At 62.2% G+C, this 26,604-nt stretch carries 31 protein-coding genes; 14 read left to right on the forward strand and 17 right to left on the reverse strand.

The features are described 5' to 3' along the window. Positions 1-75: 75 nt before the first annotated feature. Complete coding sequence (locus V7651_RS10615; RefSeq protein WP_335613189.1) at positions 76-300, forward strand: DUF1674 domain-containing protein; 225 nt, start codon at positions 76-78, stop codon at positions 298-300. A 13-nt stretch (positions 301-313) separates the two neighbouring features. Here the strand turns inward: V7651_RS10615 and V7651_RS10620 are convergent, their stop codons facing one another. Together V7651_RS10620 and V7651_RS10625 are read right to left on the reverse strand one after the other, a co-directional pair. After that, positions 314-1,336: an SDR family oxidoreductase gene (locus V7651_RS10620; RefSeq protein WP_335590181.1), complete on the reverse strand. Its 1,023-nt coding sequence runs from the start codon at positions 1,334-1,336 to the stop codon at positions 314-316. Between the two features lie 46 nt (positions 1,337-1,382). Further along, a complete protein-coding gene (locus V7651_RS10625; RefSeq protein ID WP_051624564.1) occupies positions 1,383-2,321 on the reverse strand; it encodes a DMT family transporter in 939 nt (312 codons plus the stop codon). On the opposite strand from V7651_RS10625, the gene V7651_RS10630 reads away from it, so the two are divergent. Then, the gene (locus V7651_RS10630; protein ID WP_035536641.1) at positions 2,320-2,604 is read left to right on the forward strand and encodes a hypothetical protein; all 285 of its coding nucleotides are present in this window, start codon (positions 2,320-2,322) and stop codon (positions 2,602-2,604) included. The two genes, V7651_RS10625 and V7651_RS10630, sit on opposite strands and share 2 nt — an antisense overlap. On the opposite strand, the gene V7651_RS10635 is transcribed toward V7651_RS10630, so the two are convergent. The 8 genes from V7651_RS10635 to ykgO all read right to left on the reverse strand — a co-directional run bounded on the left by V7651_RS10635 (position 2,595) and on the right by ykgO (position 7,612). Beyond that, a complete protein-coding gene (locus V7651_RS10635; protein ID WP_335613190.1) occupies positions 2,595-3,476 on the reverse strand; it encodes an SDR family NAD(P)-dependent oxidoreductase in 882 nt (293 codons plus the stop codon). The two genes, V7651_RS10630 and V7651_RS10635, sit on opposite strands and share 10 nt — an antisense overlap. Positions 3,477-3,557: 81 nt before the next feature. Further along, positions 3,558-4,442 (reverse strand): SDR family oxidoreductase, encoded by an 885-nt coding sequence (locus V7651_RS10640; protein WP_335613191.1) that lies wholly within the window; start codon positions 4,440-4,442, stop codon positions 3,558-3,560. A gap of 25 nt (positions 4,443-4,467) precedes the next feature. Beyond that, positions 4,468-4,971, reverse strand: a complete 504-nt coding sequence (locus tag V7651_RS10645; RefSeq protein WP_335613192.1) for a hypothetical protein — start codon at positions 4,969-4,971, stop codon at positions 4,468-4,470. Between the two features lie 41 nt (positions 4,972-5,012). Then, positions 5,013-5,273, reverse strand: a complete 261-nt coding sequence (locus tag V7651_RS10650; protein WP_035536645.1) for a DUF2312 domain-containing protein — start codon at positions 5,271-5,273, stop codon at positions 5,013-5,015. 45 nt (positions 5,274-5,318) lie between these two features. Further along, complete coding sequence (locus V7651_RS10655; RefSeq protein WP_335613323.1) at positions 5,319-6,263, reverse strand: alpha/beta fold hydrolase; 945 nt, start codon at positions 6,261-6,263, stop codon at positions 5,319-5,321. 5 nt (positions 6,264-6,268) lie between these two features. After that, a complete protein-coding gene (locus V7651_RS10660) occupies positions 6,269-6,847 on the reverse strand; it encodes a tetratricopeptide repeat protein (protein ID WP_241766914.1) in 579 nt (192 codons plus the stop codon). Continuing rightward, positions 6,847-7,455, reverse strand: a complete 609-nt coding sequence (locus tag V7651_RS10665; RefSeq protein ID WP_335613193.1) for an HAD family hydrolase — start codon at positions 7,453-7,455, stop codon at positions 6,847-6,849. The genes V7651_RS10660 and V7651_RS10665 overlap by 1 nt, the downstream gene beginning before the upstream one ends. 31 nt (positions 7,456-7,486) lie before the next feature. Beyond that, positions 7,487-7,612, reverse strand: a complete 126-nt coding sequence (gene ykgO / locus V7651_RS10670; RefSeq protein ID WP_034736570.1) for a type B 50S ribosomal protein L36 — start codon at positions 7,610-7,612, stop codon at positions 7,487-7,489. A 112-nt stretch (positions 7,613-7,724) separates the two neighbouring features. Here ykgO and V7651_RS10675 point away from each other — a divergent pair, with 112 nt between their 5' ends. Next, positions 7,725-9,086 carry a lytic murein transglycosylase gene (locus tag V7651_RS10675; protein WP_335590174.1) on the forward strand — a complete coding sequence of 454 codons (1,362 nt, stop codon included), beginning with the start codon at positions 7,725-7,727 and terminating at the stop codon, positions 9,084-9,086. Here the strand turns inward: V7651_RS10675 and V7651_RS10680 are convergent, their stop codons facing one another. Both V7651_RS10680 and V7651_RS10685 read right to left on the reverse strand, forming a co-directional pair. Beyond that, on the reverse strand, positions 9,087-10,352 hold the full coding sequence (locus V7651_RS10680; RefSeq protein ID WP_335613194.1) for an MFS transporter: 1,266 nt from the start codon (positions 10,350-10,352) through the stop codon (positions 9,087-9,089). A 46-nt stretch (positions 10,353-10,398) separates the two neighbouring features. Continuing rightward, positions 10,399-10,881 (reverse strand): hypothetical protein, encoded by a 483-nt coding sequence (locus tag V7651_RS10685; RefSeq protein ID WP_035536649.1) that lies wholly within the window; start codon positions 10,879-10,881, stop codon positions 10,399-10,401. Between the two features lie 176 nt (positions 10,882-11,057). Between V7651_RS10685 and V7651_RS10690 the strand changes: the two genes are divergently transcribed. The 5 genes from V7651_RS10690 (at position 11,058) to V7651_RS10710 (ending at position 16,033) form a co-directional block, all read left to right on the forward strand. Next, complete coding sequence (locus tag V7651_RS10690) at positions 11,058-11,939, forward strand: motility-associated protein (protein ID WP_335590172.1); 882 nt, start codon at positions 11,058-11,060, stop codon at positions 11,937-11,939. An 80-nt stretch (positions 11,940-12,019) separates the two neighbouring features. Beyond that, positions 12,020-12,421 carry a hypothetical protein gene (locus tag V7651_RS10695; RefSeq protein WP_035536651.1) on the forward strand — a complete coding sequence of 134 codons (402 nt, stop codon included), beginning with the start codon at positions 12,020-12,022 and terminating at the stop codon, positions 12,419-12,421. 71 nt (positions 12,422-12,492) lie between these two features. Beyond that, entirely contained in the window at positions 12,493-13,503 is a 1,011-nt protein-coding gene (locus tag V7651_RS10700; RefSeq protein WP_335613195.1) for an endonuclease/exonuclease/phosphatase family protein, read from the forward strand. A gap of 45 nt (positions 13,504-13,548) precedes the next feature. Next, positions 13,549-14,073, forward strand: coding sequence for a hypothetical protein (locus V7651_RS10705; protein ID WP_035536653.1), 525 nt, complete (start codon positions 13,549-13,551; stop codon positions 14,071-14,073). Between the two features lie 43 nt (positions 14,074-14,116). Then, complete coding sequence (locus V7651_RS10710; RefSeq protein WP_051624566.1) at positions 14,117-16,033, forward strand: cation:proton antiporter; 1,917 nt, start codon at positions 14,117-14,119, stop codon at positions 16,031-16,033. 171 nt (positions 16,034-16,204) lie between these two features. Here V7651_RS10710 and V7651_RS10715 read toward each other — a convergent pair whose 3' ends face one another. After that, positions 16,205-16,924 (reverse strand): M48 family metallopeptidase, encoded by a 720-nt coding sequence (locus tag V7651_RS10715; protein ID WP_035536654.1) that lies wholly within the window; start codon positions 16,922-16,924, stop codon positions 16,205-16,207. 63 nt (positions 16,925-16,987) lie between these two features. On the opposite strand from V7651_RS10715, the gene V7651_RS10720 reads away from it, so the two are divergent. The 4 genes from V7651_RS10720 (at position 16,988) to V7651_RS10735 (ending at position 21,137) form a co-directional block, all read left to right on the forward strand. Further along, the gene (locus tag V7651_RS10720; RefSeq protein WP_335613196.1) at positions 16,988-18,637 is read left to right on the forward strand and encodes a hypothetical protein; all 1,650 of its coding nucleotides are present in this window, start codon (positions 16,988-16,990) and stop codon (positions 18,635-18,637) included. A 91-nt stretch (positions 18,638-18,728) separates the two neighbouring features. Then, positions 18,729-19,550 (forward strand): TIGR00282 family metallophosphoesterase, encoded by an 822-nt coding sequence (locus V7651_RS10725; RefSeq protein ID WP_335613197.1) that lies wholly within the window; start codon positions 18,729-18,731, stop codon positions 19,548-19,550. Between the two features lie 559 nt (positions 19,551-20,109). After that, positions 20,110-20,424, forward strand: coding sequence for a hypothetical protein (locus V7651_RS10730; protein WP_335613198.1), 315 nt, complete (start codon positions 20,110-20,112; stop codon positions 20,422-20,424). A gap of 116 nt (positions 20,425-20,540) precedes the next feature. Beyond that, positions 20,541-21,137, forward strand: a complete 597-nt coding sequence (locus tag V7651_RS10735) for a hypothetical protein (protein ID WP_335613199.1) — start codon at positions 20,541-20,543, stop codon at positions 21,135-21,137. Positions 21,138-21,211: 74 nt separating this feature from the next. Here V7651_RS10735 and V7651_RS10740 read toward each other — a convergent pair whose 3' ends face one another. Continuing rightward, positions 21,212-21,658, reverse strand: coding sequence for a MarR family winged helix-turn-helix transcriptional regulator (locus V7651_RS10740; protein WP_335590166.1), 447 nt, complete (start codon positions 21,656-21,658; stop codon positions 21,212-21,214). 109 nt (positions 21,659-21,767) lie between these two features. Here V7651_RS10740 and V7651_RS18690 point away from each other — a divergent pair, with 109 nt between their 5' ends. Beyond that, positions 21,768-21,887, forward strand: a complete 120-nt coding sequence (locus V7651_RS18690; protein ID WP_206741543.1) for a tautomerase family protein — start codon at positions 21,768-21,770, stop codon at positions 21,885-21,887. Positions 21,888-21,927: 40 nt separating this feature from the next. Here the strand turns inward: V7651_RS18690 and V7651_RS10745 are convergent, their stop codons facing one another. Next, positions 21,928-23,940 carry an alkyl/aryl-sulfatase gene (locus V7651_RS10745; RefSeq protein WP_335613200.1) on the reverse strand — a complete coding sequence of 671 codons (2,013 nt, stop codon included), beginning with the start codon at positions 23,938-23,940 and terminating at the stop codon, positions 21,928-21,930. Positions 23,941-24,081: 141 nt separating this feature from the next. Here V7651_RS10745 and V7651_RS10750 point away from each other — a divergent pair, with 141 nt between their 5' ends. Next, on the forward strand, positions 24,082-24,840 hold the full coding sequence (locus tag V7651_RS10750; RefSeq protein ID WP_335590164.1) for a YebC/PmpR family DNA-binding transcriptional regulator: 759 nt from the start codon (positions 24,082-24,084) through the stop codon (positions 24,838-24,840). A gap of 4 nt (positions 24,841-24,844) precedes the next feature. On the opposite strand, the gene V7651_RS10755 is transcribed toward V7651_RS10750, so the two are convergent. Both V7651_RS10755 and V7651_RS10760 read right to left on the reverse strand, forming a co-directional pair. After that, positions 24,845-25,756 carry a hydroxymethylglutaryl-CoA lyase gene (locus V7651_RS10755; RefSeq protein WP_335590163.1) on the reverse strand — a complete coding sequence of 304 codons (912 nt, stop codon included), beginning with the start codon at positions 25,754-25,756 and terminating at the stop codon, positions 24,845-24,847. A 15-nt stretch (positions 25,757-25,771) separates the two neighbouring features. Continuing rightward, on the reverse strand, positions 25,772-26,602 hold the full coding sequence (locus V7651_RS10760) for an enoyl-CoA hydratase (RefSeq protein ID WP_335590162.1): 831 nt from the start codon (positions 26,600-26,602) through the stop codon (positions 25,772-25,774). Positions 26,603-26,604 lie beyond the last annotated feature (2 nt).

Raw genomic sequence — 26,604 nt, forward strand, 5'->3', positions numbered from 1 at the left:
GGCAGCGCGTTGTTTATGCGGGCGGTACCGCTAGGTATATGGTGACCGTTAACGAATTGAGGAGTCTGCTGGCACATGGGTGAAGAAACACCAAACACCGACTGCAGTTCCGATGAGGCGGAGCGTCGCAAGACGTTGAGCCCCGAAGCGCGCCGCGCGCTGGAAGAGGCCGATGCAAGACGAGCCGTTGAGGCGGCCGATGCTGCAGCCCTCCCGGAGAATGAGAATGGGGGACCCCGGAATATCGAGCCGACACGCTATGGCGACTGGGAGCGCAAGGGAATCGCCTACGATTTCTGAGGCTTGGGCAGCGTCAGACGATGCCGTTATCGATCAGGCTCTGCCCCCCGGCTATAATGGCTTCCTTGGCGGTGTGCGGCTTCCAGCCCAGAACTGTGCGGGCCTTTTCATTTGAAATCTGACGCTGGCGGCCAAGTTCCGGCAAGACCTGCTTGAGCGTGGGATTGACGAGTGAGACCAGTTTCAGCACGAAATCCGGCATCGTGCCGTTCGGTATTTTCTTTTTGTAATCCGGAAAAGCCTCGCGCAGCACGTCGGCGACTTCGGAGAACCACATGAAGGGCTGGGAGAGCAGGAAGCGCTCACCGGCGGCGCCCGGCAGCGTCATGGCGCTGACCTGTGCGCTGGCAACATCGCGTACGTCAACGATGCCGAAACCGATGCGCGGGACGGCGGGTATCTTTCCCGACATGGGCATGGTCAGCAATTCCAGCGAGGCGGAGAGATCGCCGCTCATGACCGGGCCCAGCACGGCGGCGGGGTTGATTACGGCCAGTTCCAGCCCCTTGCCTTCCCCGTTTACATAGTCCCATGCAGCGCGCTCAGCGATTGTCTTTGATCGCGTATAGGCCGTGTTGTCCTTGAGGTTGTTCGGGTTTGACCAGTGTTCTTCCGTGAGGATGGCTGGGCGCGCGTCGCCCCAGCCATAGGCAATGGCGGCCATGGATGAGGTCATCACAACACGTTTCACGCCAGCCGCCTTGGCAGCCTTCAAAACGCGTAAGGCGCCTTCCTTCGCAGGGCGGATCAGGTCTTCAGGATCTTTCGGCACGCCAGCAGGGAAGGGCGACGCAACATGCTGGACATAGTCCATGCCTGCGACGGCGTCGGCCCAGCCGGCGTCTTTCTCGAGATTGGCTGCGTAGAGCTCGATATTGACCGGCTTGCCGGCATACTTGCTGAGCGCCGCGTTGAGTTTCGGCGCGCTGGAGGCAGACCGGGCGGTGCCGCGCACCTCGTGGCCCGCTTCAAGCAGCTGGAGAATGACGTGTCCGGCGATGAAGCCTGTTGCGCCCGTGACAAGAACCTTGGCCATGCGAACCTCCCTGATGTGCGTGAACGATGAACGCGATCACCAAAATTCACAAGGGCGGCGTTGCCGCGCGGCCTGATAGCCTGTGTTCCCTGTAGGTAATGTAAAACGTGGCGGAGATAATGATCGCGGTACCCACCCACGTCCATGGACCCGGGAGGAGATGGAAGAGCAGCCAGTCGACCATGGCCGCCATGGGCAGCCGGAGATAGTCGATGGGTGACAGGAAGGATGCGTCGCCAATGCTCATGCCGCGAATATAGAGATACTGGCCAAGTGCGCCGCAGAGGCCCATCAGGCCGATCATGCTCCAGTCGAGCAGCGACGGAGCCACTGCGGGCCATTTCCAGATCGCGAGCGGCAGAAGGAGTATGGACGACAGGAGGTTGGCCCAGATCAGCAGTGTCATGGGCCTATGCAGGCGTGACAGCGACTTCACCAAGGCGATGGCGCCCGCCATGCAGAAGGCGGCGCCAAGGGCCAGGCCCGTGCCGAGGCTGACCCCCGTTTGTGGATGCGTCATGACAAGTACGCCGACAAAGCCGGCAAGCGTGGCGCCCCATCGGTGCCAGCCGACCGTTTCACGCAAGAACAGAGCAGCGATGACCGTGATGAACATGGCCCGCGAGAAACTGATCGCATTGAATTCCGACAGCGGTAAACCTACGGCATCGGACACGGCATAAAAACTGAGAATGAAGCCCATCGTGCCAAACACGCTGCGCAGGAAAACCATGCCCGGTTGCTGCACGCGCATGATGCCTAGCCCGTATCGGAAGATGACAGGCAGGGTAATGAGGAGCGCTACTGCGGTACGCCAGAAGGCCAGAAAACCGGGGTCATAATCAGCGGACTGTATCTTCGACAGCGTCAGGAAGGCTGTGAAGACGGCGCCTGACGCGGCCATCCAGAGCGCACCTTCCAGGTTGCGCGCGCCTTGCGGACGGTTATCTTCAGCCGCGTCAGACACATGTGGGCTATTTGCCATGAACCCTTTTACCGCTTCCGAGATCGACGAGATTGATCGCCTGTGGCGCCAATTGCCGATCGAACACATGTGGACCGGCTGGGCAACAGCAGGCGAGGCGCCCGAACAGGTCTGGATATTTCGCACCCGCGCGCACTGGCGCCGTTTCCCGCTGACCAAGAGCGCCAAGGGCTATGTTCTTGCCGACGAGAAGGGCCGCCGGATGTTCCGCTCCGCAACGCTCGAAGACCTGTTGCAGGCCGTCGAGGCCATCCCGGGGCTGGCCGATACGGTTCAGGACTGAGCGGCCATCGCAAGCCGCATCTGCTCGGCCTGTTCGGGCGAAATGCCCATCGCATCCAGCAGCGGACTAGCGACCTGCTCGTTCCAGCTATGTGGAGGTCCGACCGTCATGCCGCCATCGACGAGGAATTCGCCGCCGGTAATGAAGCTGGCAGCATCCGAGGCGAGGAAAGCAGCCATTTCGGCAATGTCGCTGCCGCGCCCGACGCGCCCGATGGGCTGCATGCTGCCACCCGCCTGCGAGACCATTTCGGCCATCTGATCGGCCACTTCACGCGAGAGCCCCAGCGACGCGCCGAAGATGGACGTCGCGATGAAGCCCGGGAGGATGGCATTGACGCGGATCTGGTATTTCGCGAGTTCGGCCGCTGCCAGCTTGGAGAAATGCGCGACACCCTTCTTGGCGACCGAATAGGTGATTGGCGCATAGCCCGCGCAGACGGCGCTGATCGACGACGTGTTGATGACCGATCCCTTGCCGCGCGCCTTCATGTGCGGAATGGCAAACTTTGTGCCCGCGAAGACCTGCTTCAGGAGCAGGTTCATGGTTGAATCAAAGCCGTCGAGATCAAGCTCTTCGACGCTGGTTGGCGTGCCGCCATGGCCCGCATTGTTCCAGAGAATGTCAAGGCCGCCAAAGGCATCCACGGCTGATTGCATCAGCGCTTCAAGCTGGCCCATGTCGGTCACGTCGCAATGCGTGAAGCGAACCTTGTCGGACCCGAAGCGCGTTTCCAGCGCCTTGCCCTTCTCGTCCTGAACGTCCCCGGCGATCACCTGCGCCCCGGCCGCAACGAACGTTTCAACGCCCGCAAGCCCGATACCGCTGGCCGCGCCTGTGATGATGGCAACCTTGCCCTTGAGATCCGTCATGGCTTTTATCCTCCCGTTTTGCGCAGCATGGGCGCGGCTTCCGCACGGGACGTCAAGGTGCATGGGAAAAGTTTTGCGGGCTCAGTCCGGTTTGCTGATGCCGAAGCGCTTGGCGAAGATCCCGTCCAGCATGCGCTTGGGCAGGCGGGTCGGGATGGTCCAGTTGGTCAGCTTGTTCGGGACCGGGGCATAGCGGGCCTTCGGGCTGGAATCTTCCAGCGCCGTCTGCACGATCTGGCCGATCTCGACAGGCTCGAGGCCGGTGCGCCCACCGCCGAGCATGACATCCTCGAACTTTTTCAGAGGCCCGGCCCAGTCGCTGTTGGCATAGGGCTGGTCCGTATTGGCTTCCTCCGCCTTGTCCCAGATCGGCGTCTTGACCGAGCCGGGGCCGATCGCGATGGCGTCGATGCCATAGATCATCAGCTCGCGGCGCAGGCTGTCGGTGAGCGCTTCGACGGCGTGCTTGGTGGCCGCATAGGCGCCGAGGAAAGGCGCAGCGAGGCGGCCGCCAACGCTGGTGATGTTGACGATGCGGCCGGGCGGGCCTTTGCGGTCAGGATCAGACCCCAGCAGGGGGATGAAGGCCTGCGAGGCGCGCATCAGGCCGAAGACATTGACTTCGAAATGCGCTTCGAACTCATCCATGGGCTGCAGGGCGAGCGGACCGATCTTGGCGATGCCGGCATTGTTGACGAGGCCGCCGAGCCGCGCGCCGCCCAGAGAATCCGATACTGTCTTGACGGCGGCATCCACGCTCTCCGGTTTGGTTACGTCAATGATCAGCGGGCGCAGGTCGCCGGTTGATCCGGCCTTCAGCGCCTCACCGTCAGACTCCTTGCGCACGCCGGCGAAAACGCGCCAGCCATGCTGGGCGAGATGGCGGGCGGTCGCCGCGCCGATGCCGGTCGAGGCGCCCGTTACGACGACGGTTCGCGGGGAATTCGGGGTCGTATCCTGGGTCATGAGAGGCCTTTACGGAGTGAGAGGTCTAGTCGGATGTGTTCGCCTTGCCGCCCTCGATCACGCGGAAGCTGGGGCGCGCAGGGGGCGTTGGCGGGGTATTCCCGGACCGTTCGTGGGGCGGCGCCGGGGGCGCTGCAGAGACAAGGCGGGGTTTTGACGGGGTAGGAGGCGGTGGTGCTGGCGTGTCCTCGGCTCTCGCCTCGTCCGCTTCGGCGTCGACATTGCGCACACGCGGCGTATAGGCCGGGCGCGATTTCGACTTGAAGCCGGAACCACCCTTGCCGCGCGCCTTCTTGTCGATTTCTTTCAGCTTGATGCGCTGAAGCGCGGAAAGGGCATCACCCTCGGCGCCTTTCTCAGGGTCGGCAAACGCAGAGCCATAGGTCTCGATGCGTTGCTCGACCTCTTCCAGGAACTGGCGTTCCCAATCGGAGAGTTCCGGGCCGAGGCCCTGTTCCGCAAGCGCAGCGGCCTTGCGCAGTTTGCGCAGGGCTGCACGTTTCTTGCGTTCGTCGACGTCGCGGGACATGGAATGAGACTTAGGTCATTCCGGGTCGAAGGCCAATGGGATCAGGCGTCGCCTGTAGCCAGAAGGTAGAGTTCCAGCATCATTTCCTGCTCTTCGCGGTCGGCCTTGTCGACCTTGCGCAGGCGGATGACCTGGCGGAGCGCTTTCACGTCAAAGCCGAAAGCCTTGGCTTCGGCGTAGACTTCCTTGATCTGCTCGGCGACCTCTTTCTTTTCTTCTTCGAGACGCTCGATCTTGCCGACAGTCTGGCGAAGCTTTTCCTTGGTGGTCTCGGTCAGGTGCGTGGCGGCAGCGTCTTCCATGAAGATGGTCCTCGAATCGATATGGCGGGGGGCAGGCTGAGCCTCTTAGCGAGACTTATCGTTAATGGCCAGACGCCGTATGGCATCAGCTACATCTGCGCCGTGCGCATGATGCGGCATGTGGCCTTCATCGGGCAGGATGACGAGGTCGACCGACACCTGTTTCTTCAGCTTGCCGACATGCAGGTTCGGCTTGATCACCGTGTCCTGGCTGCCGGAGAAAACCACGATTGGCACCTTGAGTTCGGGATAGCGCGGCGACTGGGCGCCGAGTTCTTGCTGCAGCGCCTGCACATCCTGCGCATTGGCGCGGAAGTTCGGCGGGCGGAAGAGAAGGCCGATGGCCGATTTCTCGAAATAGCCTTCCGGCACGGGTGCCGGTTTGAAAACGCCATCAATGCCTGCCTTGACCTGAGCCGGGCCAACGGTGGGCACGAGCTGGGTGAAGACGGGCCCAACGAGCGGTGTTGCCGAGATTCCATTGTACCAGGCCTGTCCGCCGCCGCCCCAGTCATGGGTCACGGGTGCAATCAGGACGAGGCCCTGCACAAGGTCTGGCCGGTCGAGCGCGAGGCGCAGCGCCACGCCGCCGCCAAAGGAATGGCCGACGATGACGGCCTTTTCGCCGGGCGCAAGCTGGTCAAGCACGCCAGCCATCTGGGCGGCCTGTTCGCCGAGATGCTCTGCACCGTCAAAGCGTTCAGAATAGCCATGGCCCGGCCTGTCGGCCATGAAGATGCGGTGATCTGCCGAAAGGCGCGGGGCGAGTGTCCATGTGAATTCGCGCGCATTGGCGCTGGCGCCATGGATCATCAGGATTGGCGGGCCCGATTTGCCGGCTGTCAGCACGTTTACGCCATGGCCGTTGACGGTCAGCATCCGGCCTTCAGACTCTGGATTGGCGGCTTCTATCTTCGACGTATAGGCCGCGCTGGACACGCAGGCGCCGGCGCCAACAGCCGTAAGGGCAATAAAGGCGAGGCTGATCATGCGTTTCAAAGTCCCTGGCCTTCGGCCTGCTTGGCGAGACGCTTCTCGGCCTGCAGGGCCTGGGTCATGAAAGGATAGATGTCGAGCGCCTGACGGTAGGCGGCGAGCGCTTCCTTCTCTGCCCCCATGGTTTCCATCATGATGCCGAGCCCGGCCCAGGCGCCGAAATGGCGCGGCTCCAGTCGCAAGGCCTCGTTCAGGTCGCGCAGGGCTTCGGGAAAGTTTTCGTCATTCAGGAACAGGCTCGCGCGGCGGCTCCAGGCCTCGGCATAGTCCGGCTCGATCATGATGGCGCGATCGTAGAGGGCGCGGGCGGTGTCATATTCGCCGACCGTCTGTGCATCGACGGCGCGCTCCATGATCATGTCGACCGTGGGCGAGCCCGATTCCATCCAGGCGGCCCAGATGTCCTGCGCGGCGTCATTGGCTTCGCTCTCGCTCGGCGCGTCGTGCAGTTTTTGGAACATTTCGTCCGACGGGGCGGCAGAGGCCTGCCCGGCAAGGAGAAACGCAGCAAGGATGAGCGGCCTGAACATGAAACCCAATATGGACGGGAAGCGCGCGGCGGCAACAGGTGTTTGCATCAAAGCAGGCCGTGGGCCTCCAGCGCGGCTTCCAGCCCTGCCGCGCCGGTGAAGTGATGCGTCGCGAATCCGAGCGCATCGGCAGCGGCGATATTGGTCTCGCGGTCATCAATGAAGAGGACGGTTTCCGGCGCAGGGCGGCCAATGGCTTCAAGCGCGTGGAGGTAAATCGCCGGATCGGGTTTCACCATCTTCAGGTCCGCGGAGATGACGACATGGCGGAAGCGCTGCAGCACCTCGAAATGGGCGAGCATTTCCTCCCATGGGTCAGATGGCATATTGGACAGGGCATAAAGCGGGACGCTGCGGGCATCGAGCCGTTCGATCAGCTCGGCCGTACCGTCGATATAGCCGTCGAACATTTCCATCCAGCGCGTGCCCCACGCGCGGATTTCGGCTTCATATTGAGGGTGCTGGGCGATGAGGGCGGCAGCATTCTCGGCGAAGCTCGCCCCGGCGTCGTGGCGCGTATGCCAGTCCATTGTACAAATTTCGCCCAGGAAATGATCCCGGGCGGCGTCGTCATCGAAAATTTTGGTGTAGAGGCGCGATGGCTCCCAATCGAGCACAACATGGCCGAGATCGAACAGGGCAATCGAAACGGTCATTTTCCCGCCTCATTGCCTGTTCATCTTCGGCTCAGGCCTGTTTGGCTTTAAAGCGCGGGTTGGTCTTGTTGATCACGTAAACGCGGCCCTTGCGGCGCACGATCTTGCAATCACGGTGACGTGCCTTGAGGGACTTCAGAGACGAGCGGACTTTCATGGGTCTGGCCTGACGATCATAAGGAATTAGGAAAGCGGTGCGAGTAATGAATCCGGGTAGCAGAGTCAAGGACGCACACTGTGATGCGCGTCATAACAGTCGGAGAGCCACAATGATACAGAAAGGCCTCGCGCGGACGCAATTATTGGCGGCTGCAGCGTTAACGGGTCTGCTGGCCTCCTGCGCGGCAGGGCCCCAGCCGACCAAGCCGCCCGTCACGGGCAGCACGCCGGTCGAGGCGCCCGAAACGGGCCCGATCAAGTATGCCTCATCCGGTCACGCGGCCATGGATGTCTGGCGCAATGATTTTTCCAATCGCGCCCTTGCCGCCGGGCATGACCGGGAACTGGTCAAGTCCCTGCTGACGGGCATCGAGCCGATTGCGCTCTGGCTCGGAACCGATTTCCAGGTCGCCGGCACAGGCATCAGCGATCAGGCCGAATTTTCCAAGCCGATCTGGGACTATCTGAAAGTGCCCCTCGGCGACAGTCGCATCACCAATGGCAAGGAGCGCCTCGCCGAGGCCCCCGCTTTGTTTGACCAGATCGAGGCACGCTACGGCGTCGACCGCCAGGTTGTGGTCGCAATCTGGGGCATGGAGACAAGCTATGGCGCCGTCATCGGCAATTTCGATGCGGGCAATGTGCTGGCCAACATGGCGGTCGAAGGGCGCCGCAAGAGTTTCGCCGAGAAGGAACTCTACGCCGTGATGACCATGGTTGAGCGCGGCGATGCCGAACGCTCCGATCTGATTGCAGGCTGGGCTGGCGCAATGGGTCAGACCCAGTTCATGCCATCGACCTATGTCGCCTATGCCGAAGACTTTGACGGCGACGGTCACAAGGATGTCTGGAAAAATGAAGGCGACGCGCTGGGTTCGGCTGCCAACTACCTGAAGAAATCCGGCTATATGATGGGCCAGCCCTGGGGCATTGAAGTCGCCGTGCCGTTCAGCTTCGACTACAGCCTCGCTGATGGGACCGAGCGCAACATGGACACATGGCGGGCTGCAGGCCTGACCCCGATTACGGGCGGCGCTTTCGAGACTGGCGGCGCCAACGCGGCGCAGCTCTGGCTGCCAGCGGGGGCAGCGGGTCCGAAATACCTGCTCTTCCCGAATTTCAAGGTGTTCAAGGCCTATAACAATGCCGACTCCTATGCCTTTGCTGTCGGCATGGCGGGTAATGCGATTGTCGGCCAGACCGGTCCGGTAACGCCTTGGCCGACCTATCTGAAGCCGCTCTCTGTGGCCGACATCAAGGCCCTGCAGGCTGGCCTCACGGCGCAGGGCTACAATGCGGGGCCGGTTGACGGCATTCCCGGCCGCCAGACCAAGCTGGCGCTGATGGGCTTCCAGAAGTCACGCGGCGTCGTGGCGGATGGCTATCCGACCAAGGAGATGCTGGATCTGGTAACGGGAACAAGTTCCGGTGGTGGCACTGTAGGTGTCTCGTCGGCCGACGGGCCAAGCTGACTATTCGGTATATTCGCCCACGCCATCCTTGAGGCCGAACCGGGCGAACAGAACCATGAAGGCCAGTAGGCCTGCGCAGAACACGAATGGCAGCTGCGGGTTCACATACTCGTAGATGAACAGGCCAAAGAAGGGCGTGATGATAAAGCCCATCCCGTTGGCGGAAATGACCAGCCCGGCCACATTGCCCTGAAGCTGGGGCGACACGGCCAGTGATGCCCCGCTGGAAAAGCCCGGTCGGGCAAGGCCCTGGCCGAGGCCGATACAGAATTGCGCGAGGATCAGGCTGGCATAGTCCCGCGCGAAGACGAGAATGATCGCGCCCACGAAGAGCGGCACGCAGCCGACCATCATCAGTGTTTTGTTGCGCATCTTGATACGCGGGATCAGCACAAGCTGAGCGAGCAGCACGGCCAGCGCGCCGACCGTGAAAGCCGGGCCGGTGAACTGGGCCGCTTCACGGCCGCTCACGCCCATCCGGTCCATCACGGTGAACACGAACACCTGCGTGAGGATGCCGGTCGTCAGCGACAGGCAGACAGCGAAGATCAGGAAGGGCAGGACCGAGCCAGAACGCCATAGGCCGCGTGCTCCGGTCTCGTCATCGAACTGGGTCGCGTCCGTCACCGGTTCGCGCTTTTCCGGCAGGCGGAACCAGATAAGGGCCGACATGGTGAAGGCAATCACGGCGGTCACGGCGAGCGGGCTGAGCAGGCCGGCCGTGGCAACGAGTGCAGCAGCGAAAGCCGGGCCGACAACGGTGCCGACGCTGAAGCCAGACGTGATGAAAGCGATTTCCGACTGACGCTCGGCCGGGCTGGTCCGGTCCGCGACATAGGCCTGCGCCGCCGGGTTCGTGCCGGACCCGAACAGCCCGAACATGGTGCGTGAGAGGGCAAGGCAGGAAAAGACGAGGAGCGTGCCCGTGATGTAATGGTTGAGGCTTAGCCAGCCGAAGATCAGCAGCAGCGTCATCGACAGGCCATACCCGGCAAGGCCCAGCGCGGCGACCGGGCGGCGGCCCCAGCGGTTGGAACGCTTGCCCCAAAAGGGCGAGGTGACCGACCACCAGAAAGCCGACAGCGCGAAGATTGAGCCCGCCATCCAGTCCGGCAGGTTCAGCTCGCGTGTCATCGGCGGCAACACGGCGGCAATCAGCATCGTGTTGCCCGCGCCAATCGCCATCAGCGAGAAGAACAGGAGAAAGAAAGCGCCCCGGCGATCGGGCCCCGACACGCCTTCAGGGGAATCATCTGTGTGGGTCATGACGATGACTAATCAGGCGGTGCTGCCGAAAAGTCCATATAGCGTCTTAGCCATTATTACCTGTTGCCGTAGGGTAGCAGGCGCCAGACCACGGCGTCAGGTTTGCATCCATCATGGAGCGGTTGGAATACGCGATGCAGGCGCGGCCATAGTCGCGCACGGCCTGCGTGGCCTGTTCCTCGGCCCAGGAATGGGCGCAGGCCGCCTGGTCAGGCGCAAGGCTGTCAGCCGGCATGCCCGGCTGGCGTGCGGCATCGATGAAGCCCGACACGCAAGCCGCATAGGCGGTGATCTCCGCGAGGAATGTTTCGCGCGCTTCGCCGGCTGCCTCGAGTTCCGAAAGGGACGCGAACCCGCCCTCGGCAAAGTCCGGTTGGACAAGGTCGCCGCAGGCCTCGCGGACAATGGTGCGTCCCTGCATGGTCTGTTCGGGTGCGCATACGCGGTAACCATTGCTCGGAATGGCCTGCTGCGCGGTCGCGGTCAGGGGGCCAGAGGCGAGGGCAAGGGCAGCAAGCATGATGCGCATGGTGGAAACAGAACTCCGCGGCGCCACCCCCCGATGGGCCTTCCTGACTGTGATAAGCGGAGCGGCGGGCCCGATCAACCGCCGCAAGCACGCAAGGGGCCTCCACACGAAATGAAACGCAGGGTTAAGACCCTTCTGCGTAAGTAGGGATCGTTCCTGCCTCGAAAGGCCCTTCCTTGGCGCAGCTTGCCGGCCTCATACTTGTCTTTGTCCTCGTTTTCGGCGGCCTCTTCCTGACGGGCGGCAGCGGCGCAATGCATGCCCTGCCCTTCGAAATGGCGCTGATCGGCGGCGCGGCTGTGGGCACGGTCCTGATCGGCAATTCCCTGAGTGTGGCGCGCGAGGCGCTCGGCGGGTTTGCCAAGGCCTTTGGCGGCGCGAAATGGCGGCGGGACGACTATCAGGACCTGGTGGTGCTGCTCGGCACGCTGATGCGCAAGGCACGTCAGGGCGGATTTGTGTCCATCGAAGGCGATATCGAGGCGCCGGGAGACTCCGCCGCTTTTGAAGCTGCGCCCCGTATCCTGGACGATGAAGCCGCCCGCGGCATGATCTGCGACGCCTTCCGCCTGATGGCACTTGACCTGTCAGACCCGGCGCGCGCCGAACAGCGGATGGACCAGTCCATTGCCGCTTATCTCGACCAGCGCATGAAAGCGGTCGGCGCGCTCAACACGCTGGCCGATGCCCTGCCGGCGCTTGGCATCGTGGCCGCTGTCCTCGGGATTATCCGTACAATGGGCTCGATTGACCAATCCCCGGCGGTTCTCGGCACCATGATCGGGTCGGCGCTTTTGGGCACATTCCTCGGGGTTTTCCTCGCTTATGGGCTTGTGGGCCCGGTAGCGGCCCGGTTCGGGCAGATTGTCGACGAGGATGCGCGCTTCCTTGATGTGATACGGTCAACGCTCGGGGCGTATAGTGAGGGTCTGGCACCTGGCATTGCCCTCGAAATGGGACGCGCCGCGATTCCGCCGGCGCTACAGCCCGATACGGCCACGCTGGAACAGGCCCTCAGCGCGTCCCGATTCGTTGCCAAATCACGAACAGCGGCCTGAAATTCCTCAGTATTATTTAAGACGCGCGCAATCGACCTCTGTCATATTCAGTCTCAGTTCTCTTGGGACGAGGTGAATCAATGGTCGACCAAACTGTAGAAATGGCGCCACGGCGCGATTACTGGATATCTGGCAACCTCAAAACGGTTGCAACCGGACTGACCGGGATCATTGCCATATTCGTGGCGCTGAAGGCTACGGCCTACAGTGCCGGCGACGTGGTTGGCCTTGATGACCACATCTTCCGCACCGTGGCCTTCGCATCGCTGACCGTATGGGTCGCGCTGACCATCGGCCTGCGCCGCTCCGGCGCTGCGGCGATCATCGTGCTCGGCATGGCAACCTTCATCGAGCTGATCCTCGCGCCTGTGCGCGGGGAGTCCTACGGTACGCTGGCCTCGGCCAACATGGGCATCGTGCTCGCGTATTGTGGCCTCCAGCTCTACTGCTACCGCGTCAACGAAAACAAAACAGGCAAATAGGCGGCAGCCGGGTCCTTCCCCGGCTTTTCGCGCATTGACCTTGCCAGCGGGCACGGGCGAATGTCCGCCTGATGCCTCAAATACGCCTTGCGACCTTCAATTGTGAAAACCTGATGATGCGCTGCGACTTTCGCAGGGCCGGTATACTCAATGCCCGCCAGCGTCTCACCGATGTCGACACGGCCGCCGTGGCCGCGCAGGTTGACGCAGTGTTCAACGTCCTCTCCGAAGATGATCGCACGCTTACCGCGCAGGCGCTGGCGGCCACCGAGGCCGATGTCTGCGCCCTTCAGGAGGTCGAGAACCTCGTGACCCTCACGGCTTTCGATACGCGCTACGTGGCCCGCTGGGCCGGCGAGGCCTTTGGCGGACGGGTGCTCCACGAAGGCAATGACACACGCGGGATCGATGTCGGCCTGCTTTCGCGCGTGCCGGTCGTGTTCCAGCGCAGCCATGCCCGGCGCACCTATGGATCGCTGGATGTGGCGCCGCCCGGCGCGCTGACGGTCAACGACCTCGCCTTCCGGCGCGACTGCCTCGAAGTGGACATTGCCGTGGATGGCCGCGCGCTCACGCTTTTTGTCTGTCATTTCAAATCCATGCATGGCGGCCGGTTGCGGACCCGCGAGATCCGTCTCGCCGAAGCGCAGGCCGTTCGCCGCATCGTCGCGGAGCGCTTTGCCGATCCTGCGGCTGAGGAATGGGTCATCATCGGGGATTTCAACGATTATCGCGAAGTCGACGGCGTGGCGCTCAATGACAGCGGCCTGGGTCCCCTCACGGATGAGGGTTTTGCCGTGGACCTCGCCTCACGCGCGATTCCTGATGCGCTGGACCGCTGGACCCACCATTTTGCTGAAGACGATGTCTATGGCGCCCTCGACCACATGTTCCTGTCGCCGCGTCTCGCAGCGCTGAATCCGGCGCCAGATATACGCATCGTGCGGGCCGGAACGCCCTATCGCGCGGAGCGCTACAAGGGCCCGAGATTCCCCGGAATCGGGTGGTCCACTCCCAAGGCGTCCGATCATTGCCCCATGGTGGCAACCTTAAAGTTTGATGGCCGGGCCTTACCGGCCTAGTCTTTCGTACATATCTGACCTGCCCAGGCCCGGAGGCTATGCCTATTGTCGCGTTTTGAAGAACTGATTGCCACGGTCGAGACCTATGAGGCGCTCGCCGCAGAAAACTATAACCGCATCCGCTCGCTGGCCGAGGAGATGCGCGCTGGCCTGTGCAACTATATCGGTGCGCCGGACGGCATCTGCGTGCATTTGGTGCCGCCACAGGGGGCATTCGAGCCCAAGGCGCATGGGGATCAGGCCTTTTCCATGCCGCCGCGGGGCTTTCGTCCGCTTGCGCCTATTGCTTTCGGGCTCGCCGTGCGCGTCTCGAAACAGGCCGACTGGATGCGCGTTACCATGGAATGCCGCAAGGTGGGTGACGTCTTCATCATTCATATCGAAGATGGGGCAGAGTATGAATTTCGCCTGCCGCTTAAGGACAAGGACCCTGAACCCTTCTATGACCATGTCTATTCACATGTACTGAACTGGTTTGCGGAGAATATCGAGCGTTACAAGGTCGGCGACTATGGCACCCGGGAAATCGGGTTCGACTTTGCAGATGACATCAAGGCCCAGTCCGCATAGTGCGGGCCGGGGGGAAAACGGCTCCTAAGCTGATAGGGCGCACATGAACCATATGGACTTTGCACTCGCAGGTGCCGGATCGGGCGAGCTGATCTTCGCTTGCGCGCTGATCGGCGCGCTCGGCATTGGTGCGCAATGGCTGGCCTGGCGCCTGCAGGCCCCGGCCATCGTGCTCATGGCGCTGGCGGGCCTTGCAGCTGGCCCGTTATGGGCCGTGATCTTTGGCGCCCCGCTGCTTGATCCCGAGCGCGTGTTCAATGGCGGCGGTAACGACCTGCTCCGCCCCATCGTGTCACTGGCGGTCGCCGTCATCCTCTTCGAGGGCGGCCTCGTCCTGAAATTCGAGAACCTGCGGGATGCGGGCGCGGCGGTGCGGCGCATGGTGTTCATTGGCGGGCCGCTGGCCTGGTTCTTCGGCACGCTGGCGGCGCGCTATGCGGCCGGGCTCGACTGGTCCAGCTCCATCGTCTTTGCTGGCGTCATGGTGGTCACCGGGCCCACCGTGATCATGCCTCTGCTGCGCCAGTCAAAGCTGGGCGGACGCACGGGCCAGTTCCTGAAATGGGAAGGCATCGTCAACGATCCTGTCGGCGCGCTGTTCGCGGTGGCCTCGTTCGAGATCATCCGCGTGGCGGCGACGGGCGAATCCATTCTGGGCAAGGGCGCGATGATCGTGCTGGCAGCCGGCATGGGCGTGGCGCTCGGCATTGCCTTTGGCTGGGCCATGGTGCGGGCTTTCCGCGCTGGCTGGACGCCGGAATACCTCAAAGCCCCAATCATCTTTGCCTCGATCATCCTCTGCTATGCGCTGGCCGAGCAGATCGAAAAGGAAATCGGCCTCGTCGCCGTGACGGCCTATGGCATGACGCTGGCCAATTCGCGCCTCGCAGGCATCGCGGAGCTACGCAAGTTCAAGGAAGATATCGCCGTCCTCCTCGTTTCAGGCGTGTTCGTTATCCTGACGGCCAACCTCAGGCCCGATGTCATCAAGGACGCGTTGACCTGGCGCACATTGGCCTTCCTGTTGTGCATGCTGTTCATCGTACGGCCTCTATCGGTCTGGATCGCCACCTTCGGCACGCTGAAGCGCAACGAGGCCCTGCTGCTCGGCTGGATCGCGCCGCGCGGGATCGTGGCCGTGGCCGTCTCCAGCCTGTTTGCCACCCTGCTGGAGGATCTTGGCCGGCGCGGCGACAGCAAGTTCTACTTCTCGGGCGCAGAGCAGATCACACCGCTCGCCTTTGCCATGGTGTTCGTCACCGTTGTGCTGCACGGCTTCACCATTGGCCCGCTGGCGCGGCGTCTTGGCCTCGCCCGCAAGGAAAAGCCGGGCGTGCTGCTGGTCGGCGTAAACCCCTGGAGCATCGATCTCGCCAAGGTGCTGCGCGATGTCGGCATCGAACCGATCCTTGCCGACAATAACTGGCGCCGCCTGCGGCCCGCACGTGAGGCTGGCCTCAATACATTCTTCGGCGAAGTCCTGTCGGAGGACGCTGAAGTGCGCCTCGACCATTCGGCCTTTGACCAGGTGGTCGGCCTGTCGGCGAACGAGCCCTATAATGCGCTTGTCTCCGGACATTTCGCGCCAGAGCTTGGCCGCCACAAGGTCTACCAGCTATCGGCACAGGATACCGAGGATGAAGACCCACGCGCCATCGGCATGGGCACGCGCGGGCGCACGCTCATCAAGCGCGGGCGCGGCTATGACAGCCTGATCCGTGATCATTATCGCGGCTGGACTTTCGGCAAGACGAAGCTCACCGACGAGTACGACCTCAAGGACTTCCGCGAAGACCGTCCAAAGTCGGATATCGTTGCGGAACTGCGGCTCGATGGGACGATCATGTTCCTGGGGCCCAACCGCGAGCCAAAAGGCGGCGAAGGCGTCACGCTGATCAGCTTTGGCCCGGCCAAGCCATCGGAATCCGAGAAGGAATTGGCCTCGGCGCAGGCCGGATAAGCCTAGCTTGTGTGGTCCGAAAATCGAACTCAGATTTCACGGCAATAGCTGAGTTCGCTTTTGAAGCTAAAAATTAGCCGACAAAAAAGACCCGTGCGGAAAGATAAATTTTTTGTCAGAACAAGGATTGATCGCAGCTGGGCTGAATCCGGTCAGTCTTCAGCGGGCGGATTATTCCCCAGCCGATTGAAGTCCTGCGCCATGTGTACGCAACCAGGCGCGTTGGCGCTTCCAGTCCGGGGTGCATTTGGCCACATGCGCCCAGAATTTGGGCGAGTGATTCATCTCCAGCAAGTGGGCGCATTCATGGGCGGCCACATAGTCCAGCACCTTCGGCGGGGCCATGATCAGGCGCCACGAGAAGGAGAGCTGGCCGTCCGATGTGCATGAGCCCCAGCGCGAGCGGGTATCCTTCACGGAAATCGCTTTGTATTCAACGCCTAATGTCTCGCAATGCCGGATAACAGCGCGCGTTAGATCCGCCTTGGCCTGTTTCTTCAGGTAGCGGGTCACGCGCATGGCCAGGCCTTCCGGATCGCCCGGCGCGCTTAGCAATCTGGGCTCGCCCGGCCACATCTTGGGCAGGCGTCCCTCACCATTCGCGGTCAGTTGGCAGGGTTCTCCCCGAAATTGAATGAATTCAGCTTCCTCGAACTTTACGGTCTCGGGCAGGTGCTGCAGGCGCGTGGAGATCCATTCGACGCGTTCTGCAGCAAATGCTGCAGCATCCTTGATCTGGCGGTTGCTAGGCGCTACGGCAACGGCTTCGCGGCGCCGCTCATCAAGACGAAGAATGAGCCTGCGCGCCTTGGAATTGACTTCAAATCGTACAACAACGCGGGCACCATTTGGCGCCTTCAGTGTCATTGTCTGGCCATTGTTGTATGCCATGTTTAAACTCTCAAGAGACGCGTCGGGGACACCTGCTCGCAGTATTCAATAAAGGGACTAAAGATGAAATATCTGCTGACAGGCGTTGCCGCCATAGCTTTGCTTACGGCATGCGGCGACAAAAACAAGGACAAGGATGGCGCCAGCCCGGCCGGAATCGAACTTTCCGACAGCAAGCTGCCAGGGGTCAAACTCCGTAAAGGAGACCCAGCCACGGCTCCCGCAGTGCTGAGTGCATTTTCGCTCGACCAGTCGGGCAAGGGCCGCGTCAGCTTTACCGGCAGTGAGGTCAAAGGCGCCAAGGCCGTCTTCAAGAACGTCACGCTCGTTTCCGCCGAAGAGGTCACCGATGCCGAAGGCGTCGCCGATGATGGCGAACTCAACCTCAAGGGCTCAGACCTCAAAGCCGCCGAAATGAGCTTCGAAGGCCTCGGCATGCTGAACGGCAAGCCGAACTTCTCCAAGATTGTCCTCTCGGATGTCAGCTTCGTCCCGAAAGACCCGGAAGAGAACCACGGCTCCAGCAAGATCAAGTCGATGGAACTGGTCAACCCGTCGCCGGAAACCGCCGCCTGGATCGCCAGCCTGTTCGGCAAAGGCGAAGCCATGGACATGCCCGAAGGCAAGGCGCTCGCCTTTGACCTCTGGTCGATGAAGGATGTGAACTTCAAGATCGACGAGGAAGAAGGCCAGAAGGGCGATTTCGTCATTTCCTCGGTCGACGTGCTCGGCATGAAGGACGAGAAAGCGGCGCAGATGGGCCTCAAGGGCCTGAAGCTCAACATGATCGACCCCACCGACGATACAGATCTGAAAGCCAGCCTCGGCGGTGTTGATCTGCGCGGTGTGAACCTCGCCGTGCTGAAAGGCATGAGCGCAGACGAAGCCGGCAGCGGCGCCGTCGCCAGCATGCTGGAAGTCTTCCAGAACGATCCGGCCAATCCGGGCTATGACTCGGTCCTCATCGACGACCTGAAAGTCGCTGTCTCCGGCGCTGATTTCGACATGCCGAAGCTGGCCTCCAAGGTCTCGCGCGACAAGAAGGGCCGCGCCGTCAAAGTCGTCACTGATCCGTTCAAGATGACGCTCGGCACCAGCGAAGGCGAACTCGGCGAGAAACTCGGCGCCCAGCTAGCCCTGCTCGGCTATGAAAAGCTGGAGCTCAGCGGCCAGGGCGAACAGACCTATGATCCTGACAAGGACATGGTCACCATCGCCAAGGGCAAGAATTTCTGGAAACTGGATGACGGTTTCCGGATTGATTTCTCCGGCCAGTATGAAGGCGCCAGCGCCATGGCCGCTGCCCAGGCCAAGGCCACCGCAGCTGAAACGCCGGTCGATCCCGGCGCCATGATGCAGGACGCGCTGGACAAGATGCTGATCCATAACTTCCAGCTCGCCATTGATGATGACGGTTTCCTCGCACGCGGCTTTAATGCCTATGCGGCCCAGTCCGGTCAGGATCCGCAACAGCTGCGCAGCCAGGTTGCCGGCATGATGGCGATGGCCCCGATGATGGCGGCGCAGTCCGGTGTCGACCCGGAACTGGTCACGGAAGCGGCCACCGCGCTGTCTTCCTTCGTCACCGATCCGAAGACGCTGACGCTCACGCTGGCGCCCGCCAAGCCGGTGCGTCTGGCTGACTTCGCCGAGATGGAAGACCCCTCGGCGCTGACCAAGACGGCGCTCGGCTTTTCCGCCAAGAACGAATAGGCCCCGGCCTTAGTCTCACTGAATCGCGCGCGTTTCCCGCTGGAGACGCGCGCTTTTCTTTATCCGCCGCTCAGGGCATAGGCTTGTTTCCATGAAGATTGCATTTTTCGGAGACGTCGTTGGCAAGCCCGGCCGGGCCGCCGTGCTGGAGCACCTGCCGGGCCTGAAGGCGCGCCTGCGGCTCGATTTCGTTGTCGTGAATGCCGAGAATTCGGCGGGCGGTTTCGGCCTCACCGAATCCATCGCCAATGATTTCTTCGGTGCCGGCGCGGACTGCCTCACCCTCGGCGATCATGCCTGGGACCAGCGCGAGGCCCTCACCTATATCCAGCGCGAGCCGCGCCTGCTGCGCCCGCTGAACTATCCGCCGTCGGCCAATGCACCGGGCAAGGGCGCCCATCTCTATGCCCTCCCAGACGGGCGCCGCGTCGGCGTCATTCAGGCGCAGGGCAATGTCTTCATGCGCCAGACACTGGTCAATCCGTTCGAGGCCGTCGATGCCGCGCTCGATTCCATGCCGCTCGGCGCCGTGGCCGATGCCATCATCGTCGACATGCATTGCGAGGCAACCTCCGAGAAAATGGCCATGGGCCACCATTGCGATGGCCGCGCCAGCCTCGTCGTCGGCACGCACACCCATGTGCCCACCGCCGACACAATGATCCTCGAAAACGGCACCGCCTACCAGACCGATGCCGGCATGTGCGGCGACTATGACAGCGTCATAGGCATGCAGAAGCAGAACTCCCTCACCCGCTTCATCACCCAGCTCCCCGGCGAACGCTACCAACCCGCCCTCGGCGACGGCACAATGTGCGGAACCTATGTCGAAACCGACGACAAGACGGGCCTCGCCCTCCGCATAGAGCCCATTCGCATGGGCGGCCGCCTCAGCGAACAGGTGCCGGCTTAGCCAAACGCCCCCCACGCCGCCGTCCCGGCGAACGCCGGGATCTCAGGCAATTGGAGACCAATCGCCGCCTCCCGCTCCCCCCTCTCCCTTTCGGGCTTGCGAGGATCAGCAATCGCACCGCGATTGCCCGAAGCAAGGGGCCGGGGGTGAGGGGTCACTGAGTCCCCCACAAAAACTGCACTCGCAGCGACGCCATCCCCCCTCATCCCCAACCCTTCTCCCAAGGGAGAAGGGAGCATTCCGCAGGTATCCCCGGCCGAGCGCAAACCTCCCTAAGGGCCTCATCCTGAGCGAAGTCGAAGGACGCGCCCCGTGCGATGAAAACAGGATGCCCGCACCCGCCCTTCGACTTCGCTCAGGGTGAGCGCTCCTCACACACCGCGCAGCAGTCCAGTAGGATGCATTGCGCTACGCTTGATGCACCCTACGCTGGCTCATCCAAGTCCGACGCGAACATCCGCTGCTGATTTTCAGATGCTTCGGGACACGGGGCAGCGGCATTCATATATATACGAGTTGTTTGGTGGAGGTCGGAGTCGATTTGACGTGAGAGGATAATATGATGGCCCATTTGATAGCAGATAAAACTATTTGTCCGTTGTGCGGGAAGACGATTTCTTCCGATGACGTTGTGGTGGGTTTTCCAGCCTTCTTGAAGCCTTCACACAGACTAGGCTTGTTTTCAGATGGTATTTTCCATCAAGCGTGTGTCGACTTATCTTCCGAGGGAGCAGAAGCGCAAGCCCTTTATACCCAGTGGCTGGCGGTTTGGCAGAGTCGTCCGTCCAATCTCGAATCGCTGGAGGATATAGACGAATGGGGAAAAAATGCCTTTGCCCACTATTGGCAAGAAGTGGCAAGAGCGGACTCTTAAGTGAATATAAGTGCTGTGCGGCAAGCGTAGAATGGGTTGAGTTCGGCGGTACCATCCCTCTGGGCCTCTCCCCCACCTTATCCAACCCTAATGGCGCCCGGCCTATACTGGCCGCCATGTCCCATCCGTCCGCCTTCGTCACCCACGGCATCGCCCAGGCGCAACGCGCGCTGGCCAACGTCGCTGTGATGACGAACGCACACCTCACCCCTACCACACTGAAACGCACTCTTGCCCAGCGCGCCCGCGCTGAACTCGCCCGCCTTGAAATCATCATCCGGCGCCTGCTCACATTGATGGCGCTGGGACTCGTGCTTCCTCCCGTCCCTGTCCGTGCTTTTTCCGTGCATCCTTCGTGCACCGGGCGCATCGAGACCAAGGCCTCGGGCCGCCTCACCGGCCTGTCACCGCGCCTCCTTGGGCCGGACATGGACGGCAGCGCTCTGGTCAGCGCGCCTCGCGCTTGCGGCCCCGTCCCGGCCGCGCCGATCCTCGCGCGCCTCGCGGCGCTGCAGGAACTGCTCGCGGCCCCGGAAGCCCATGCCAGACGCCTCGCCCGAACCCTCGAGCGCCAGCGCAAGGCCGGCGACGCCGCGCCCATGGCCCTGCCCATGACCCGCACCCACCGCCTGCCGCCGGAACTCGGCGCCATCGCCACGGCGCTGCCGGAACTCCTCCGCGACGCATTCAAAAGCTGGGAAACCTCGGGCTGAATCCGACAGTCAATCAGACTAGTTTGCCGGGCATCGCAAGATGGTCCGGTCGCCCGCGCAACCCTCAAACAGGCTCAGTCCGATCCAATGCTGCGGAGTGATATCAGCGCGAGTTTGGCCTCTTCATAAGCGTCTCCCGGGAACCTGGCCTCGACCTGTCCCTGAGCCCTTTGCCAAAGGGGATAGGCCTTTTCGAGGATTTGCGCGCCAGCGGACGTCAGGTCGATTTTCCGTTTCCGGGCCGGGCCTTCCTTGCCGCGTATCACATAGCCGGCGTCTTCAAGCGGCTTCAGGTTCCGGGTCAGGCTGGTGCGGTCAATGTTCAGCCACTGGCCAATCTCGCTGATCGATTCAGGCTTCATGCGGCCAATCGTGATCAGCAGCGTGAATTGCGTAATGGTCAGGCCCACTGGCCTCAGCGCATCGTCAAAGTGCCGCGTTATTACGCGCGCCGTGCCAAGTGTCCGCACTGCTGCGCAACGTCCCGCCACATCATCGAAAAGATCGTCCATCTTGGTCATGATGTGAATATACACGACGAGTGGGGCTTACCCAAGCCAACAAATACCGGCCTGACGGCTTGATAGCCACTCTGTATAGTGTGTACGCACTTTATGGCCAGGATTCCACATCGACGAGACGCCATTCGATCTATGGTCGATCCAGGGCTTTTATCCGCCGCGCGAAGGCACCGAAGACGAGAAAAGATGGATCGCCGAAAACAAGCCATCGCCCCGCACACACGCTTGATCTGCAACCCTTCTCCCGAGGGAGAAGGGGGAAAGACGGCCTAAGGCGTCACCACCGGGAACCAGAAGTCGGGCCGGTCTAGCGTGCCGAAGAAGGCCTGCAGCATGGCCGGATTGCCGCTGACGGTCGCGGCACCTGACTGGAGCTGTTCCGGCAGCGTCGTCTTGCCAAGGAGCACAAGGTCGAACACGGAGCGGTTGAGCGTCAGCGTCACGGCGGCATCCTCGACGCTTCCCTCACGCGGCACGAGGACAGACTTGCCAAGGTGCAGCGTCATCGCCTCATCCCGGTCCGGGAAGATGAGGTTCACGGCAAAGGGCTCCGCCGTCATTTTCGCCGGATTGTACCGGGCCGCGAGCGAGTCCATCAGGTCGATCGATTTGACTGCGCGCAGGAATTCCGGATTGCCGAGCTGCGGATTGCCGAGGCTCGGAATGCCATTGCGCAGCTCGCTGGCGCCAACCAGGAAATAGCTGCGCCACGCGCCGCTCTCGGCCTGGAAGCCAAGCTGTTCATAGGTCGCGGCCAGCCAGTTGCGGGCGGTCTCGCTTTCCGGCTCGGCAAAGACGGCATGGTTGAACACTTCCGCCGCCCAGCGGTAATCCCCCGCCTCGAAGGCCTTCGCCCCCACGGCGAGCGTCGCATCCAGCCCGCCCATGGCCTCGACATAACGCGCCGCCGTCACAACATGCGGCAGCTCGTAATACTCGGCCGGGACACCGCCCCACCAGCCGAAATAGTATTGGTAAACCGCCTTGGCATTATGATTCAGCGTGCCGTAATAGCCGCGCGTATTGAAGGCATCGGCCTCGCTCTCGAAGGCCGGTTCCTCAACCGCCTCGGCGGCCTCGGTCATCGTTGCGCCGGCATTTGCCGCGCGCAGGGTCTGGTCATGGACATAGCGATAGATGTCGCGCTGGCCCTCCAGCAGCGTGTCGACATTCTCCTCGCCCCAGGTCGGCCAGTGGTGGGAGGCGAAGACAACGTCGGCCTTGTCGCCATAGGTTTCCAGCACATAGTCGATGGCCCGGCTCCAGCCGAGCGCATCGCGCACTTTTGCGCCGCGCGGCGTCAACAGATTATGGAACGTCGCGGTCACGACTTCAGCCGTGCACAGCGCGCGCTTTTCCGGCAGGTAGAACATGAACTCGGCGGGCGCTTCTGTGCCCGCTGCGTCGATGAACTCAAACGTTACGCCATCAATCACGCGCTGTGTGCCACGCCCGGAAATCTCTTCGGTCGGCGCGATCAGGCTGATCGTGCCTTGTGGCAGGCCGGGGCCGAGGCCTGAACCGACATGCGCCGTCGGGCTGCGCGGAATCGTGTTGCCGAACATGAAGGTCGAGCGGCGGCTCATCTGGTTGCCCGCGATCAGGTTCTCGCTGACGGCATGCTCAAGAAAGCCAACCGGCGCGAGGATCGGTACATTGCGCTCAGCAGCGTCTTCCTGGCTCAACACGCCGCGCGCCCCGCCGAAATGGTCCGCATGGCTGTGTGTGTAGAGAAGCCCGGTGACCGGGCGCTCGCCCAGCGTGTCATTGACCAGTTTCAGTGCCGCGCTGGCGGTCTCCGTGCTGGTCAGCGGATCGACGATGATCCAGCCGGTCTTGCCCTCGATCACGCTCATCACGGAGAGATCATAGCCCCGCACCTGCCATATGCCGTCGCCGACCTCGAACAGGCCGTGTTCCGCTGCAAGACGCGACTGGCGCCACAGCGACGGGTTCACCGTGTCCGGCGCATCGCCCTTAAGGAAGTCGAATTGCGGGATGGCCCAGACCACATGGCCGTCCTCGGCGAGAATGGCGGGCGCATCAATATAGGCGATCCGACCGCGGGCGGCATCTTCCACATCGCTCTGCTCGTCCAGCGGGAGGCGCGCGGCCAGCGCGGCATTGGCTTCGCGCGTCGCCTCAGTTGCAATACCGGCTTCGGGCGGCGCGGGAATAGCAGGAGCTGCAGTCGTTTCGGGCGCAAGCGCCTCAGGGGCAGTTGCCTGGCTGGCGCAGGCTGACAGGGCAATGGCGCATAGCGAAATCATGCGGTGGCGCATACTGGTTTCCTCTCCCGGATTTTTTTGCAGCTTTCAGGATTTGCCAGCGCTCTGCAAGGGCTGTCGCCGGGGAGCTTGGCGCTTTGGCCATCCTGCGCTAAAGCGCACGCTTCACGTTTCTGACCCCCCGAAGAGGTTTTCATGGCCGGCCATAGTAAATGGGCAAATATCCAGCACCGCAAAGGCGCGCAGGACAAGAAGCGCGCCGTCAAATTTGCGCGCCTGTCGAAAGAGATCACGATCGCGTCAAAAATGGGCGGACCTGACCCGGACGGTAACCCGCGCCTGCGTCTCGCCATCCAGAACGCCAAGGGCCAGTCGGTCCCGAAGGACAATATCCAGCGCGCCATCGACAAGGGCCAGGGCGGCGGCGGCGATGATTATGTTGATATCCGCTATGAAGGCTTCGGTCCCGGCGGCGTCGGCATCATTGTCGAGGCCTCGACCGACAACAAGAACCGCACCGCGACCGATGTGCGCTCGGCTTTCTCCAAGAATGGCGGCAATCTCGGCGAAACGGGCTCTGTCTCCTTCAGCTTCGACCAGGTTGGAGAGATCGAATATCCGCTCTCGGTTGGCACCGAGGACGAAGTCATGGAAGCCGCAATCCTTGCGGGTGCCTCAGACGTTGAAACCGATGAGGAATCCCACTGGATCTATACGGTGCGGGAAGACCTTCAAACGGTCGCCGATGCCCTGGCCGAGCATTTCGGCGCCGATGTGGAAGCCAAGTCGACCAAGCTGATCTGGAAACCGCAGAACAATATTCCGATTGATGGTGATTCTGCCGACACGCTGATGAAACTGCTCGATGTGCTCGACGAACTTGATGACGTGCAAAACGTCTACGACAATTCCGAGCTGTCGGACGAGGAAGCCGCCCGCCTGTCAGCCGAATAGCTGATCAGGCAGGCACTTTTGCTGGCGGGAATGCGCCTGCGCGGCTGAGCGACGACGACACCGGATGCTGGAGTACTTTCTCCAGCCAGTGTGCGGTATCGATCAGCTTGCCGAGGTCGAGACCTGTCTCGAATCCGGCCCGTTCCAGCATGTAGACCACGTCTTCAGTGGCCACATTGCCCGTTGCGGCTGGCGCAAACGGGCAGCCGCCAATGCCGCCGCAGCTGGCATCAATCACATCGACGCCCGCTTCGACGGCCGCTGCGACATTCGCGAGGCCAGCGCCGCGCGTGTCATGGAAATGCATGCGGAGGTAAACGTCCGGCGCCTCCATGCGCACCCGTTCGATGGCCGCGCGCACGTCCCATGGCGTTGCCACGCCAATCGTATCGCCAAGGGCAAGCTCATTGACGCCCGCCCGCTGGGCCTGCGCAGCGAGATTGCCGACAACCGCAATATCCACGTCGCCATCGAACGGATCGCCAAAGGCAACGGAGATGGTCGCTGACAGGGGAATACCGGCTTCAAGGATCAGCGGGGCACACTGGGCGAGCATGTCTGCGCTCTCCTGCGGGCTCATGCCCTGATTGCGGCGGCCGAACGTCTCGCCGGCCACAAGCACGAAATTGATCTCATCGGCGCCGGCATCAATCGCCCGGCGCACGCCCTTTTCGTTCAGCGCGAGGGCAATGTGGCGCGTCGGTTTGGAACGGTCGACACCCGCAAACACGGCGGCGGAATCCGCCATCTTGGGCACGGCTTTCGGGTTGACGAAGCTGCCCGATTCCATGCGCCGCACGCCCGCCTCTTCCAGCCGGGCAATGAATTCCAGCTTCTGCGAGACGCTAAGATCGGCTGGGTCGTTCTGCAATCCGTCGCGCGGGCCCACTTCGACGATATCAATGCGGCGTTTCATGGCTTCTATTCCTGTCTACTTGCCCTGGAAGGCCGGTTGGCGGCGCTCGACAAAGCTCGCAACGCCTTCCTTGAAGTCGAATGTCGTGAAGCTGTCCGCCATTGCAATATCTGCCTCTGCGAGGCTCTCCGAATAGGACTGGAAATAGGACGCGCGAACCTGGCGTTTCATCACGGCGACGGAGCGGGGCGAGACCATTTTCGAAAGGTGACCTGCGAGCTTCATCACATGGGGCATAAGTTCATTGGAAGGCAACGCCTTGTTGACGAGACCGAGATCGGCCGCCTCGTCGCCCTTGAAGACACGTGCAGTGAACAGGAGATCGAGCGCATTGGCCTCGCCGACGAGGCGGGGCAGGAGCCAGCCAATGCCATGCTCGGCAATCAGGCCGCGCTGGGCGAAAGCGGTGGTGAACTTGGCGTCCTCGCCGGCAAAGCGCATGTCGGCAAAGAGCGCAAAGATCAGGCCGATGCCCGCGCAGGGGCCGTTAATGGCCGCGATGATGGGCTTGGGGCAGGCATAGAGATAGCCGAAGCGGCCATCATAGATTTTCTCCAGCCCCTTTGGCGCGCCGCGCTCGACACTTGCAGTCGCAGATTTGGCGCCCGCATCGGTGTCGCCCTGAATGTCCTGCAGATGGTTCATGTCGGCCCCGGCGCAGAAGCCTCGACCCGCACCGGTAACGATAATGCAACGCACATTCTGATTGTCGCCGGCCGCGCGGATGGCGGTTTCCAGCTCGGCCTGCATCACCGGCGTCCACGCATTCAGCCGATCCGGCCGGTTCAGGGTCAGCGTCAGAACGCCCTCGTTCAGGTCTTCCAGGATTTGCGTATAGGCGGCCATGC

Origin of the sequence: Hyphomonas oceanitis, from assembly GCF_036964545.1 — a bacterium.
Lineage (GTDB): Bacteria > Pseudomonadota > Alphaproteobacteria > Caulobacterales > Hyphomonadaceae > Hyphomonas > Hyphomonas oceanitis.

What these genes read in the sequence shown, in the direction of transcription:
- V7651_RS10645 (WP_335613192.1), bottom strand. Translation starts at nt 4,971, where the DNA reads ATGTCCCGCGACGTCGACGAACGCAAGAAACGTGCAGCCCTGCGCAAA.
- V7651_RS10755 (WP_335590163.1), bottom strand. Translation starts at nt 25,756, where the DNA reads ATGAAACGCCGCATTGATATCGTCGAAGTGGGCCCGCGCGACGGATTG.
- V7651_RS10760 (WP_335590162.1), bottom strand. Translation starts at nt 26,602, where the DNA reads ATGGCCGCCTATACGCAAATCCTGGAAGACCTGAACGAGGGCGTTCTG.
- V7651_RS10750 (WP_335590164.1), top strand. Translation starts at nt 24,082, where the DNA reads ATGGCCGGCCATAGTAAATGGGCAAATATCCAGCACCGCAAAGGCGCG.
- V7651_RS10680 (WP_335613194.1), bottom strand. Translation starts at nt 10,352, where the DNA reads ATGACCCACACAGATGATTCCCCTGAAGGCGTGTCGGGGCCCGATCGC.
- V7651_RS10740 (WP_335590166.1), bottom strand. Translation starts at nt 21,658, where the DNA reads ATGACCAAGATGGACGATCTTTTCGATGATGTGGCGGGACGTTGCGCA.
- V7651_RS10725 (WP_335613197.1), top strand. Translation starts at nt 18,729, where the DNA reads ATGAAGATTGCATTTTTCGGAGACGTCGTTGGCAAGCCCGGCCGGGCC.
- V7651_RS10710 (WP_051624566.1), top strand. Translation starts at nt 14,117, where the DNA reads ATGAACCATATGGACTTTGCACTCGCAGGTGCCGGATCGGGCGAGCTG.
- V7651_RS10655 (WP_335613323.1), bottom strand. Translation starts at nt 6,263, where the DNA reads ATGATCAGCCTCGCCTTTATTGCCCTTACGGCTGTTGGCGCCGGCGCC.
- V7651_RS10615 (WP_335613189.1), top strand. Translation starts at nt 76, where the DNA reads ATGGGTGAAGAAACACCAAACACCGACTGCAGTTCCGATGAGGCGGAG.
- V7651_RS10675 (WP_335590174.1), top strand. Translation starts at nt 7,725, where the DNA reads ATGATACAGAAAGGCCTCGCGCGGACGCAATTATTGGCGGCTGCAGCG.
- V7651_RS10700 (WP_335613195.1), top strand. Translation starts at nt 12,493, where the DNA reads ATGCCTCAAATACGCCTTGCGACCTTCAATTGTGAAAACCTGATGATG.
- V7651_RS10730 (WP_335613198.1), top strand. Translation starts at nt 20,110, where the DNA reads ATGATGGCCCATTTGATAGCAGATAAAACTATTTGTCCGTTGTGCGGG.
- V7651_RS10635 (WP_335613190.1), bottom strand. Translation starts at nt 3,476, where the DNA reads ATGACGGATCTCAAGGGCAAGGTTGCCATCATCACAGGCGCGGCCAGC.
- V7651_RS10695 (WP_035536651.1), top strand. Translation starts at nt 12,020, where the DNA reads ATGGTCGACCAAACTGTAGAAATGGCGCCACGGCGCGATTACTGGATA.
- V7651_RS10630 (WP_035536641.1), top strand. Translation starts at nt 2,320, where the DNA reads ATGAACCCTTTTACCGCTTCCGAGATCGACGAGATTGATCGCCTGTGG.
- V7651_RS10660 (WP_241766914.1), bottom strand. Translation starts at nt 6,847, where the DNA reads ATGCAAACACCTGTTGCCGCCGCGCGCTTCCCGTCCATATTGGGTTTC.
- V7651_RS10745 (WP_335613200.1), bottom strand. Translation starts at nt 23,940, where the DNA reads ATGCGCCACCGCATGATTTCGCTATGCGCCATTGCCCTGTCAGCCTGC.
- V7651_RS10720 (WP_335613196.1), top strand. Translation starts at nt 16,988, where the DNA reads ATGAAATATCTGCTGACAGGCGTTGCCGCCATAGCTTTGCTTACGGCA.
- V7651_RS10665 (WP_335613193.1), bottom strand. Translation starts at nt 7,455, where the DNA reads ATGACCGTTTCGATTGCCCTGTTCGATCTCGGCCATGTTGTGCTCGAT.
- V7651_RS10640 (WP_335613191.1), bottom strand. Translation starts at nt 4,442, where the DNA reads ATGACCCAGGATACGACCCCGAATTCCCCGCGAACCGTCGTCGTAACG.
- V7651_RS10620 (WP_335590181.1), bottom strand. Translation starts at nt 1,336, where the DNA reads ATGGCCAAGGTTCTTGTCACGGGCGCAACAGGCTTCATCGCCGGACAC.
- V7651_RS10685 (WP_035536649.1), bottom strand. Translation starts at nt 10,881, where the DNA reads ATGCGCATCATGCTTGCTGCCCTTGCCCTCGCCTCTGGCCCCCTGACC.
- V7651_RS10715 (WP_035536654.1), bottom strand. Translation starts at nt 16,924, where the DNA reads ATGGCATACAACAATGGCCAGACAATGACACTGAAGGCGCCAAATGGT.
- V7651_RS10735 (WP_335613199.1), top strand. Translation starts at nt 20,541, where the DNA reads ATGTCCCATCCGTCCGCCTTCGTCACCCACGGCATCGCCCAGGCGCAA.
- V7651_RS10625 (WP_051624564.1), bottom strand. Translation starts at nt 2,321, where the DNA reads ATGGCAAATAGCCCACATGTGTCTGACGCGGCTGAAGATAACCGTCCG.
- ykgO (WP_034736570.1), bottom strand. Translation starts at nt 7,612, where the DNA reads ATGAAAGTCCGCTCGTCTCTGAAGTCCCTCAAGGCACGTCACCGTGAT.
- V7651_RS10650 (WP_035536645.1), bottom strand. Translation starts at nt 5,273, where the DNA reads ATGGAAGACGCTGCCGCCACGCACCTGACCGAGACCACCAAGGAAAAG.